Annotated in this window: 8 protein-coding genes; 4 read left to right on the top strand and 4 right to left on the bottom strand. The window is 59.0% G+C overall.

The window, feature by feature from the left end:
• Positions 1–65 precede the first annotated feature (65 nt).
• Positions 66–1,403: an LLM class flavin-dependent oxidoreductase gene (locus AKL27_RS01525; RefSeq protein ID WP_050460843.1), complete on the top strand. Its 1,338-nt coding sequence runs from the start codon at positions 66–68 to the stop codon at positions 1,401–1,403.
• Between the two features lie 264 nt (positions 1,404–1,667).
• Here AKL27_RS01525 and AKL27_RS28585 read toward each other — a convergent pair whose 3' ends face one another.
• Both AKL27_RS28585 and AKL27_RS01515 read right to left on the bottom strand, forming a co-directional pair.
• Positions 1,668–3,311, bottom strand: a complete 1,644-nt coding sequence (locus AKL27_RS28585) for a methyl-accepting chemotaxis protein (protein ID WP_050460842.1) — start codon at positions 3,309–3,311, stop codon at positions 1,668–1,670.
• Between the two features lie 55 nt (positions 3,312–3,366).
• The gene (locus tag AKL27_RS01515; protein ID WP_050460840.1) at positions 3,367–5,976 is read right to left on the bottom strand and encodes an EAL domain-containing protein; all 2,610 of its coding nucleotides are present in this window, start codon (positions 5,974–5,976) and stop codon (positions 3,367–3,369) included.
• A 439-nt stretch (positions 5,977–6,415) separates the two neighbouring features.
• Between AKL27_RS01515 and AKL27_RS01510 the strand changes: the two genes are divergently transcribed.
• The 3 genes from AKL27_RS01510 to AKL27_RS01500 all read left to right on the top strand — a co-directional run bounded on the left by AKL27_RS01510 (position 6,416) and on the right by AKL27_RS01500 (position 8,547).
• Positions 6,416–7,117, top strand: a complete 702-nt coding sequence (locus AKL27_RS01510; protein WP_050460839.1) for a Crp/Fnr family transcriptional regulator — start codon at positions 6,416–6,418, stop codon at positions 7,115–7,117.
• Positions 7,118–7,270: 153 nt separating this feature from the next.
• Positions 7,271–8,215, top strand: coding sequence for a DnaJ C-terminal domain-containing protein (locus AKL27_RS01505; protein ID WP_050460838.1), 945 nt, complete (start codon positions 7,271–7,273; stop codon positions 8,213–8,215).
• Positions 8,212–8,547, top strand: a complete 336-nt coding sequence (locus tag AKL27_RS01500; RefSeq protein ID WP_050460837.1) for a chaperone modulator CbpM — start codon at positions 8,212–8,214, stop codon at positions 8,545–8,547. The genes AKL27_RS01505 and AKL27_RS01500 overlap by 4 nt, the downstream gene beginning before the upstream one ends.
• A 41-nt stretch (positions 8,548–8,588) precedes the next feature.
• On the opposite strand, the gene AKL27_RS01495 is transcribed toward AKL27_RS01500, so the two are convergent.
• Together AKL27_RS01495 and AKL27_RS28080 are read right to left on the bottom strand one after the other, a co-directional pair.
• Positions 8,589–9,437, bottom strand: a complete 849-nt coding sequence (locus tag AKL27_RS01495; protein WP_157056747.1) for a hypothetical protein — start codon at positions 9,435–9,437, stop codon at positions 8,589–8,591.
• 87 nt (positions 9,438–9,524) lie between these two features.
• Complete coding sequence (locus AKL27_RS28080; protein WP_408609749.1) at positions 9,525–11,531, bottom strand: beta strand repeat-containing protein; 2,007 nt, start codon at positions 11,529–11,531, stop codon at positions 9,525–9,527.
• Positions 11,532–12,044: the final 513 nt, after the last annotated feature.

The raw sequence follows: 12,044 nt of genomic DNA, 5'->3' as shown, positions 1-12,044 counted from the left end.
CCCGCCAGCCCGGGCGGCAACACCATCACCAACGTTTCTTTACCAGTCTCAGGAGCTTGCCGTTCATGACATCTCGCAAACAACAACTTAGCCTCGGTGCTTTTTTGATGGCGACCGGGCATCACATCGCCGCCTGGCGTCATCCCGATGCGCAAGCCGATGCCGGCAGCAATTTCCGGCATTATGTGGCGCTGGCAAAAATGGCCGAGCAAGCAAAATTCGACGCCATCTTCGTCGCCGATTCGGTCGGCGTGCGCGGCAGTTACCTGCCGTCGTTATCGCGCACCGCCCGCTCCGACCAGTTCGAACCGCTGACATTATTGTCGGCGCTGGCTGCCGCCACCGAAAAAATCGGACTGATCGGCACCGCCTCGACAACCTTCAACGAACCGTATAACGTGGCGCGCAAATTCGCCTCACTGGATCTGATCAGCGGCGGCCGCGCCGGCTGGAATCTGGTGACATCGAGCGGCAATGGCGAATCCGAGAATTTCAGTCTGAATCAACATGCACTGCACGAACATCGCTATCAGCGCGCAGAAGAGTTTCATGACGTGGTCAGTGGTTTGTGGGATAGCTGGGAAGACGATACCTTTGTCCGCGATCAGGAAAACGGCATCTATTTTGAACCCGACAAGCTGCACGTCCTGCATCACAAAGGTCCGCATTTTTCGGTGCGCGGGCCGCTGAATGTATCGCGTTCGCCGCAAGGCAAGCCGGTCATGGTGCAAGCCGGTGCATCGGAAGCCGGGAAAAGTCTGGCCGCGCGCACCGCTGAAGTGATTTTTATCGCCCACCAGACCTTGCAGGAAGCGCAATCCTTTTACGCCGATATCAAAACCCGGGCACAAGCTGCCGGACGCTCACCGGATGCGGTCAAGATCATGCCGGGCATTTTTCCGGTGGTCGCAAAGACCCAGGCCGAAGCGGAAGAAAAATTCCAGAAATTACAGGACTTGATTCACCCGGTAGTCGGCGTGGGGCTGCTGTCGCAACTGACCGGCGCCGATCTTTCGGGTTACCCGGTGGATGGCCCGGTGCCTGAATTGCCTGAGACCAACGGCATGAAGAGCCGCCAGCGTTTATTGCTGGATCTGGCGCGGCGCGACAACCTCACCATCCGTCAGACATACTTGCGCGTGGCCGGGGCACGCGGACATTTGCAAGTGGTCGGCACGCCGGCGTCGATTGCCGACCAGTTACAGCAATGGTTCGAACAAGGCGGCGCCGACGGCTTCAACATCATGTCGCCGGTATTGCCGGGCGGCCTGCAAGACTTCATAGAACTGGTGTTGCCCGAGCTGCGGCGGCGCGGTCTGTTCCGCCACGACTATCAGGGCAGCACCCTGCGCGAGCATCTGGGGCTGGTGCGGCCGCCTCATTTCAGCCGCCGGGCGGCCTGATTGCCGGCAACGCATCAGGCGACAATCGCAGCGGCCTCTTGGTGGAGATGCCGTCGATGACAGCGGCGCATTTTCCTCTCGCCCGACAGGCCTGGTCAAAGAACAGAACGTGCACAACAACCCCGGTACCGACCCGCGCCAGATACTGGCGCCGTCGATTGTCTGTTCGACAAGGAATTCATCTCCGGTTGCTACAACGATATCTGCTGCATCTACGGCAATCCGCGTACGGCCAGACTGACTGCCACGTATCGCTGGTAACGGTCAGGCGGCCAATTGCGGCGCGGTCGCGGTTGAAGTTGACGCTGATACTGCAACCGATACCGCAACGGCATGCAGGCCGCCGGCAAGCGCCGGTGGTTCTGCTTCCAGCGTAAAGGTGCTGACCGTGTTGAGCAATGTGGCGGCCTGATCCTGCAAGGATTGAGCGGCGGCAGCAGCTTGCTCCACCAGGGCTGCATTTTGCTGCGTCACGCCATCCATGGCGGTGATCGCCTGATACGCCTGACCGATACCCAATTGCTGCTCTTCGCTGGCGGCGGCGATTTCCGCCACGATATCGGTCACTTTGCGCACGCTGGTGACAATGCTTTCCATGGTGGCACCCGCGGCGCTGACATGCAGATTGCCGGCAGCCACTTCGCGCGCCGAATCATCGATCAGCAACTTGATTTCCCGGGCTGCTTTGGACGAACGTTGCGCCAGATTGCGCACTTCGCTGGCGACCACCGCAAAACCGCGCCCCTGCTCCCCGGCGCGTGCCGCTTCGACTGCTGCATTCAAGGCCAGAATATTGGTTTGAAAGGCAATGCCGTCGATCACGCTGATGATTTCCGCCATCTTCTTCGAGGAGGCGTGAATCGCCGACATGGTAGCCACCACGTTATCGATGACAGCGCCGCCATGACGCGCGGCGTCGGACGCCGACAACGCCATCTGATTTGCCTGCCGGGCGTTCTCGGCATTTTGTTTGACGGTCGACGTCAATTGCTCCATCGAGGACGCGGTTTCTTCCAGTGACGCTGCCTGCTGCTCGGTACGGGAAGACAAATCAAGATTGCCGCTGGCGATCTCGGTAGAGGCTGCCGCAATATTATCGGTGCCGCCACGGACCTGCCGTACGATCTCCGTCAGACTGCGATTCATTGCCGCCAGCGCCCGCATCAGGTCGCCGGTTTCGTCCGCACTCTGGGCCCCGATACGACTGCGCAAATCACCACTGGCAACGGTGCTGGCAATCTGTACCGCCGCCCGCAACGGTACCGTAATGCTGCGCGTGACCCAATACGCAAACGCCGCCGCCAGCAACATCGACGCCGCCGCCAGGCCGAACATCAGCTCCACGCCGATCCGATATTGATCCGCCGCCAGCAGGCTGCTTTCCGTCATCAGTTTGGCGCCGAGCTGTGCCAGATTGCTGGCCTGAGCAAGATATTTTTCCTCGGCCGGCGTCACCTGGTCCAGCAAAAAAGCTGCTGCTTCGGTTTTCTTGCCTTGCGTCACCAATGCCAGATACTCCGTCTGTACTGCCAGATATCCGGCGCGTGCCGCTTCCAGCTGGCGAAACACTTCAATACCGCGCGGCGTATTCAGTCGCCGCCCGAGCTCGGCTACACTGGCGCTGGCTTGATTGTGAATCGCATCGATACGGGCATGCAAGGCTGCCAGTTTCGCGGGATCGTCGGTCATCAACAGATTGCGCAACCCGATTGCGGTGGCATTGATCGCGTCCAGTACCTTATTGGCCAGGGCCACTTTCGGCTGGCGGTCATTGACGATAAGATCAATGCTGTCGTTGAGGGAGCGCATACGGCTGATGCCGACGGCGGTGGAGACTGCCGCAATCAATATCAGGATGCCAAATCCCAGCGTCAGACGGGTACCGACTTTCCAGTTCGCAATAAACATACTTCATCCATTCGGGTTAAAAAAAGTAACGCACCACGGCGCGGCCAGCGCGCATTCAATCCTCCATGGTGACGGACGAATCACCGATGATGGTCATGCGCTGCGCCAGCAGGATCGGCGTCGTCAAATTTGCCGGCAACGGCTTCCCGGAGTAATAGCCTTGCGCCTGATTGCAGCCGTGCAGGCGCAGGAACTCGAGTTGTTCCCCGGTTTCCACGCCTTCTGCCACGATATTGCGGTTCATCGCATGGGCCAGCGCAATCACCGACTTGACGATGGCGGCATCGTCGTTGTCCGTCACCAGATCGCGAATGAAGCTGCGGTCGATTTTCAGGGTATCGATGGGAAACCGCTTCAGATACGTCAGGCTCGAATAGCCGGTGCCGAAATCGTCAATCGCCAGCCCCACCCCCATGGCGCTGAGCCGACGCAAAATCTCGGCGGTCGCTTGCGGATTGTCCATCACCACGCTCTCGGTAATTTCCAGGACCAGCGCGCTGGCGGGACAACCGGTTTCGCTCAGAATACGCTGCACCATTTCAACGATGTCCTGTTGCCGGAACTGACAGCCCGACAAATTCACGGACATTTTCAGATCGGACCGGCCGGCATCGTGCCAGCATTTGATTTGACGGCAGGCGGTAGCCAGTACCCATTCCCCCATCGGAATGATCAGACCGCTCTCTTCGGCCAGCGGAATGAATTCATCCGGTGCCACCAGACTGGTGCCGGATTGCCAGCGGATCAGTGCTTCCAGGCCGACGATATCGTTGCTTACGATGTCAATCTGCGGCTGGTAATACAACACGAATTCGTGCCGTTCCAGCGCATGGCGCAATGCCCCTTCCAGCTTGAAGCGCGCCAGCGCCAGGCCGTTCAGTTCATCGCCAAAGAATTCATAACGGCCGCGTCCCGAGCGCTTGGCCTGATACATCGCGGTATCGGCATTTTTCATCAGCGTCACGCCATCGCGACCGTCCTTGGGATACATGCTGATGCCGATGCTGGCGCTGATATATACCTCATGATCTTGCAAGATCATAGGCCTGGCGATGGCGTCCAGAATCCGCCGCGCCACCGTCTCGACATCAGTAAAGCTGGTGACTTCACCGAGCAAGATCAGGAATTCGTCGCCGCCCTGGCGCGCCACCGTATCGCTGGTGCGCATGACGCCGGCAATCCGCTTGCCGGCTTCAATGATGACCTGGTCGCCGACATGATGGCCGAGGCTGTCATTGATATTCTTGAAGCGGTCCAGATCGAGAAACAACACCGCGATTTGGCCATCCCGGTCCTGAGCCTGCAAGATGACATCGTACAGACGCGCCTGCATCAGGGCCCGGTTCGGCAAACCGGTCAGGGCGTCGTGATTGGCCAGATGCAATATTTCATGCTCGACCTGTTTGCGCTGCGAGACATCTTCAATGACCGCGATGAACCGGGTCCGGCCGCGACTGTCGCGCATGAACGAAACCGCCACGCTGACCCAGATGTAGCTGCCATTTTTATGGACATAGCGTTTTTCGCGCGTATATTCGCGGATCTCGCCATGCAGCAGTTGTTGCAGCAACAAGCGGTCGGGTTCGTGGTCATCGGGATGGGTAATGGCCTGCAATGTCAGTTGCATCAATTCCGCCGCACTGTAGCCAAGCATCTCCTGCAATTTGCGGTTGGTGCGCAACATGCGGCAATCAGTCGCCAGATGCGCCATGCCAACGGCGGCGTCGCTGAAGCTGAGCCGGAACCGCTCTTCGCTTTCCTGCAATGCCAGTTTGGTTTGCAGCAACGGCGCCAGATCTTCGCAAATCACCACCACCAGCGGCTCGCCCCCGAGCGCACTGCGCGCGAAGCTGAATTGCAGATCGAAGCGGCCGGCCTGGCGGCCCGCAGCGGACATGCCAAGCTCGCGCCGGGCGACACCGTTTTCCAGTACTTCGGCAGCGATTTCAAGCATCTGTTGCGAATGCAGCAACACCGCCAGCGGCATCCCTTCCGGGGCCGGCGCCGCGGCAGGCATCCTGAGCATCTGGCGCATCACCGGATTCATCAGACACACGCGCAATTTGCTGTCGGCCACGATCACCCCGCTCGGCAGGCAACTGACAATGTGTTCGGTATAGTTTTTATGCTGCGCAATACTCTGCCGGCTGGCATTGCCGTAGGTATCGAACGCCAGGCCCATGTCGAAACACGCCACCTTGAGCAACGCATCGCAGGTGGCGAAAAAACAGTTCATGTCCGCCGACAGCAGCCGCCACAGCAACGGCAGCACCAGCGACAGGTATTTGCGGTAGGCCCCGATATACCATTTCGGGTCCAGTCCGATCTGCTGATGCACCACCCCCACCAGCAAACGATGACGCACATAATCCATGTCGTAATCGCCGGCAGTCATGCTGTCGAAATAAGCCGCCTGCGCCAGCTTCAGCCGTGCCAGCGTAGCGCTGTCGGACAGAAACGGCTGCAAGGCCGGGAATTTCAGCAGATGCGCGTAAAAGGCGTCGGCGAATTCGGATTTGTGCATCGCCAGTAAGGCATGCGCATGCACCAGCATGGTGACGTCGGTTTCCGTAAAATCGAGAAACTCTTTCCGTAGCCTGATTTCCTTATCGCTGAGTCCGATTTCCTGGAAGATGTCTTCCAGCAGTTGCGCCGTCGGCCGCATCAGCAACTCCGGATTCTTGTGGTGTCGCCGTCAGCCGCTCCTGACGCTGCCCGTATCGCCGTCAAATTATGCATCCCCGCCCCATTTTTTTCTGATTAAGCTGCATGACCGTCGTATCGACGGCGGATTTCATGCAAGCAGCGTCCGAACGCCGCCTGCAACTACCGTGCAACGGGCCGCAGTCTCTGAGGTACCAACGTGCCATCGCCACACCGACGCTACATTTCCAGATGTTGCCCGCGCGATCTCTGATCCAGATCAAATCCCTGCCGAATAGTTTCTGCTGCCGGTCAGCACTGCGTACCATAGACCGATAAACAACAACAATGAACTGCCATGAACAGCAATGCGGCCAGTTACGGTACCGCCAGTGTCCCCGGGAGTTTGTCACCCGGGAGACATCTCCATGCAGAAATCGCGATTAAATTTCCGCCATGAGATGTTCGTTATCAACATAATGGGAAAAGTCAACCAATGCCTTCTGATGCACCCGTGGTTCACCGATCTCATGCCGCGCCATCAGGCACTTGTCAGGCGCCGTGCGTCCCTGCGATCCGTCGCCGCGGGCGGCTTCGTTGCGTATCGCGGGCAGCCGTCAACCCATTGGATCGGCGTGCATCAGGGTCTGATCAAGCTCTCGGTATACAGCCTCGACGGTGAAAGCTGCACCTTGTGCGGAATTCCGCCCCGGGGATGGTGCGGCGAAGGCAGCGTCATCAAACGTGAGCTGCGCAAATACGACGTAGTGGCGATTCGCAACTCCGAACTGCTGATGATTCCCGCTGAGGTATTTCATACGCTGCTCAAAGAAAGTCTGAGCTTTTCCAGCTTCATCATCAATCATCTCAACGAACGCATGGGACTGTTCATCTTTACCCTGCAAGCCGAACGCCTGCTGGACGTCAATGCCCGCGTGGCGCAGGCTATCGCGCAACTGTTTCATCCGGTGCTGCATCCGCAGACTTCAATGGTGCTGGAATTGTCGCAAAAGGAAATCGGCCTGCTGACCGGCCTGTCGCGCCAGCGCGTCAACCGCGCGCTGAAAAACCTGGAAGCGCTGAAGATCATCGATATTTCTTATCAATCGGTACGCATGCTGGACTTGCCCGCCCTGCGCGATTTCGGCCTGTCTGCATTGTGAAGCACAGACCGTCTGCAGGACTTGATGTATGCTAGATCCCAATGTAATCGCCTGCACCGCCGGAGTTGCCGTTTGGCTGACGTAACCGCAATGATTTCTGCCAGCGCCTGATCCGTATTCCGGCTGTGTCCGCAAGTCAACCAGAGGCCAGACATGAAATTCAAAGATTATTACGACATCATGGGCGTCGCCCGTGACGCCACCGAAAAAGAGATCAAGCAAGCCTATCGCAAGCTGGCGCACAAGTACCACCCGGATATTTCCAAGGATCCGGCCGGCGAAGAAAAATTCAAGGAAGTGGCGGAAGCCTACGCCACGCTGAAAGATCCGGAAAAACGCGCGGCCTACGACAATCTCGGCAACCACGCCGCCGGCGAACAGTTCACGCCGCCGCCGGAATGGCAACAGCACGCCAACATGAATGGTTCCGGCTTCGACGATGTTGATCTGTCCGACCTGTTTGCCGCATTTGGCCGCAGCCGGCAAGGCCAGCAAGCGCAGCGACACATGCCGCAATCGGGCCAGGATTACGAAATCACGGCAGCGGTGACGCTGGAACAGATTTATCAGGGCGGTGAAATCGAAGTCCGCGCCAACCTGCCTGAATACGATGCCAATGGTCTGGCGCATCATGTGGCGCGCACCTTTCGCATCAATATTCCGAAAGGCGCCGCCGATGGCCAGCGTCTGCGGCTGACCGGCAAAGGTGGTCCCGGCTTCGATGGCGGCCGGCCCGGCGACCTGTACGTGGCGCTGGCGCTGCAAACGCATCCGCTGTATCGGGTCAGCGGTCGCGACCTCTATCTGGATTTGCCGCTGGCACCGTGGGAAGCCGTGCTCGGCGCCACCGTGCGGGTACCGACACCGGGCGGCACGGTCGAACTCAAGGTCGGTCCCGGCGCTGTCAGCGGTCAAAAGCTGCGCCTCAAAAACCGTGGCTTGCCGACTGCCGACGGCGGCAACGGCGCCCTGTATGCCATCGTCAATATAGAAGTTCCGGCCAGTATCAGCGCCGCTGAACGTGCATTGTATGAACAGTTGGCCAGCGCATCCGCATTCAATCCCCGCCAACACCTGGAGCAAGGAGTTGCCAAATGACTACGCAGGTTACCGAAACCGTCTGGCTCAATGAGCATCAGGTATGCCGTATCGACTATCTGGCCGAAGTCTCCGGGCTGTCGATTGCCGAGATTGAAGATCTGGTCGACAGCGGCGTCATTGTGCCGGTCACGCCCGCAGCGCAACCGCCGGCATTCCAGTTGCACTATGTGGTGATACTGAAAACCGCGCGCCGCTTGCGTGACGACTTCCAGCTCGACAATCACGGCCTGGCGCTGGCGCTGAATCTGTTGCAACGTATCGAAACGCTGGAACAGCAGTTGAGCGACGTGCATGCCAGAGCGCGGCACGCACCATCCGGGAAGATCTAAGCTGAGCCGCGCCGGCGCTGACGGCCACTCGTTCAGCCCGGCTACTGCGCCGGCGCAATCCATTGCTGGTGATAGGCGCGTCCGTCGTAAGAGGCGTAACACTGCACGCTGGCGCCCTGATATATCGGGATGTCGACCCGCCCTACCGCCGCTACCCCGGCTTCGCTCCAGTGCAGCGCCGACCCCGTCACCGAGTAGCGTTGCACTACCTGATCGTCGGCCAGGATCCGATAGCCGAGACGCAAGCGCGAGCGGTCCAGTGTTTTGGCGGTCCAGATGCCGAGGCTGGCGCTGTCGCCAAAAATCGCCGAGCCGGCAAACACCCGTACCGCATTGTGGGCTTCGATGCTCAGGCGCGTATGACGGCCGTCGCCCAGATTCAGCTCATATTCTTGCGCCAGCTCGTGCAAGGTATCAAATGGCAGTTCGCCGCCGCGCAGGGTCCAATGGGCATCGTGACCGACGATCTCTTCCTGCGAGGTGCCCAGCGCGGTCATCGCCATGCGGCGGGCGACGTTGTTGACGCCTTCGACTTGCCGAAACGTCGGTTCCGAACAGCGAATGCTGCCGCTGGCGGACGCCTGCAAGCGCAGACAACCGTGCCCGGCCACTGTCAGCCCGGCATCCGACAGCAATGCCGTCACGCTGTGTTCAATCGTATTGAGGGCTGCCGACAAGTCAATATGGCCGGCCTGAAACGGCCCGGCCCGATGCACGGCCGCGACCGCTGCATCCGGCGCCACGTCCAGCACCAGCCGCGCCACGACAATCAGCAACTGGCCATCCTGTTCGCGCGCCAGATAATGCAGATGCGCGCGGTGGTAAGCCGCGCGCCAAGCATCAATGCCGCTGAAAAAAACTGCGATTTCCTGCAACGGAGTGCTATTCATTTTCTTGTTTTCCGTGTTCATCGGAACCTCACCGGCCACCCCTGTGACCGGCAATTCCATTGGTACTGATGTTGCTGTATTGCGGTCTCAGGTCAGCGTCGTATGAATGATCGCGATCTGATTGGTATAGGTCGAATCGTAAAACACATAGTCGCCGTTGAAGAATGTCCGGTAATAATCCGTGGTCGGAATCTGGAAACTCTCATTGCTCGACAATTTTACCGTCAGGACATTATTGACGCCCATATGTTGTACATCGGCAGCGCTGATCAAAACATTAGTGTTGGTGCCGCTGCTGACATCGAGTGTGGTGATGCCATGTACCAGATTGGAAAAACTGGAGACATTCAGTTGCGCCCCCAGATCGTCGAAATGCAATACCGTCGTGCCCGCCGCACCGGCACCGGTGGCAAGCGCCAGATTGGCAGTGCCGGTGCTGTAATTGACGATCGTGCTGGAATTGTGGGCGCTGACCATGAAGGTGGTGGCGCCGCTGCCGGCGATCAGGGTATTCATGCCGCCATCCGTGGCATACAGATAATCCATGCCGGACGCAGCACCGCCGCCATCGAGCCGGTTGACGGTATTGGACCCCAGCGCCGTCAATATGTTGGCGCCGCCATCGCCGGTCAGATTACTGTTGACGTACGCGCTGCCGGTCAGGTTGGCGATGCCGGAATACGTGTCACCGGCGGCATCGCCGCCGGTGCCGGCATGGGTCGCCAGATTGGCGATCACGGTCGCGGTCGACAAGCCGTCACTGTTGGCATATTTATAACTGACCGTATCACTGCCGCCACCGCCGGTAAAGGCATTGGCGGCCGCATTGGCGTAAAAAGTGTCGTTGGCCGTGCTGCCAACGACATTCTGAATGCCCGAATAACTGTCACCGGCGGCAAAGGCACCATTACCGGCGAAGAGATTATTGTTGCCGTGATACAGATCGACCACCACGCCGGTGGTTGAGTGCGAATAATTGACGGTGTCGCTGCCGCCGCCACCGATGAAGGCATTGGCATCGGTGGTAGCGTAAAACATGTCGTTGCCGCTGCCACCGGTGACATTGCGGATATTGATGAAGGTATCGCCGAGGGCGTACAAACCGCTGGCCGCCGTGATATTGGCCAGGTCCACCACCACGCCGGCGGTGTCATACATGTAGCTCACCGTATCGTTACCGCCCCCGCCATTGAACACATTAGCCTGGGTGCTGGCATAAAAGGTGTCGTCGTTGCTGCTGCCGATGACATTCCAGATATTGAAGAACGTATCGCCCTGCGCATCACCGCCGCTGCCGGTGCCATTCTTGAAGTCGATGCTGACCGCTGCCGCCGAGCCGGCGTAACTGATGTAATTGCCGGTGCCGATACCGGTCATGACATCGGCCCCGCCACCGCCGCGCAACACCGAGTTGCCGCCACTGGCGCCGGTCAGGATATCGGCGTACTGGGAGCCGATGATGTTTTCGATATTGACATACGTATCGCCGATGGCCCAGCTGCCGCTCACACCAGAGCCAAGGCCGGTCGACAGATTGACCGTGACGCCAACGCCATTGTTGGCAGCCGCATAACTGACCGTATCATTGCCGGCGCCGCCATCGAGAATATTGGCGTAGGCATTGGCGATGAACGTATCGTCCTTGGAACTACCGATGACATTATCGATATTGATCAGGATATCCCCTTGCGCCCAGCCGCCGCTGCCGGTACCGGCACTCAAATCCACAGTGACGCCGGTGGTTGCGGTAAAGCCGGTGATATCGGCATAACTGGCAAAGGTATTGGCACGATTGGCCGCCACCGCAATCAGGGTATCGGCGCCCACACCGCCGTTCAGTACCGAGACGCCGCTGTTGGCGCCGGTAAGAATATCGGCGTACTGAGAGCCGATGATGTTTTCGATATTGGTATAGGTATCGCCGACGGCCCAGCTGCCGGCCGCACCTGAGCCGAGGCCGGTCGACAAATTGACCGTAACGCCGACGCCATTGTTGGCCGTGGCATAACTGACCGTGTCATTGCCGGCGCCGCCATCCAGATTATTCGCGGCGGCATTGGCAACAAACGTATCGTTGAAGCCACTGCCGGTCAGATCCTGGATATTGATCAGCGTGTCACCCGCGGCATAACCACCCGAGGTGCCGCCGCCATTGGTTTGTGACAGATCGACCGTGACGCCGCCATTCGAGGCCGCATAGCTGACCCGGTTATGCGAAGCGGCGGTACTGATGCCGCCATCAAATTTGTTGGACGCGGCGCTGGCAATGAAGGTGTCATCACTGCTGCTGCCGGTCAGATCCTGAATATTGGTCAGCGTATCGCCGTCGGCATAACCGCCGAAGGTGCCGGTGCCGTTGGTGTAATTCAGATCGACCGTGACGCCGGTATTCGAGGCCGCATAGCTGACGCGGTTATGCGAACCGGCAATGCTGACGCCGCCGTCGAAGTTATTGGATGCCGCGCTGGCGACGAAGGTGTCATCGCTGCTGCTGCCGGTCAGATCCTGAATATTGACCAGCGTATCGCCTTGCGCATACCCCCCCGAGGTGCCGGTACCGTTGGTGTAGTTCAGATCGACGACGACGCCGGTATTCGAGGCGGCATA

The organism is Herbaspirillum autotrophicum, assembly GCF_001189915.1.
Taxonomy (GTDB): Bacteria; Pseudomonadota; Gammaproteobacteria; order Burkholderiales; family Burkholderiaceae_D; genus Herbaspirillum; species Herbaspirillum autotrophicum.
Note: the sequence above shows the minus strand (reverse complement) of the source record. Positions and strands in the feature narration are given on the sequence as shown.

Bases quoted from the DNA above. Each gene is read 5' to 3' on its own strand.
- AKL27_RS01525 (WP_050460843.1), top strand. From the start codon at position 66: ATGACATCTCGCAAACAACAACTTAGCCTCGGTGCTTTTTTGATGGCG.
- AKL27_RS28585 (WP_050460842.1), bottom strand. From the start codon at position 3,311: ATGTTTATTGCGAACTGGAAAGTCGGTACCCGTCTGACGCTGGGATTT.
- AKL27_RS01515 (WP_050460840.1), bottom strand. From the start codon at position 5,976: ATGCGGCCGACGGCGCAACTGCTGGAAGACATCTTCCAGGAAATCGGA.
- AKL27_RS01510 (WP_050460839.1), top strand. From the start codon at position 6,416: ATGTTCGTTATCAACATAATGGGAAAAGTCAACCAATGCCTTCTGATG.
- AKL27_RS01505 (WP_050460838.1), top strand. From the start codon at position 7,271: ATGAAATTCAAAGATTATTACGACATCATGGGCGTCGCCCGTGACGCC.
- AKL27_RS01500 (WP_050460837.1), top strand. From the start codon at position 8,212: ATGACTACGCAGGTTACCGAAACCGTCTGGCTCAATGAGCATCAGGTA.
- AKL27_RS01495 (WP_157056747.1), bottom strand. From the start codon at position 9,437: ATGAATAGCACTCCGTTGCAGGAAATCGCAGTTTTTTTCAGCGGCATT.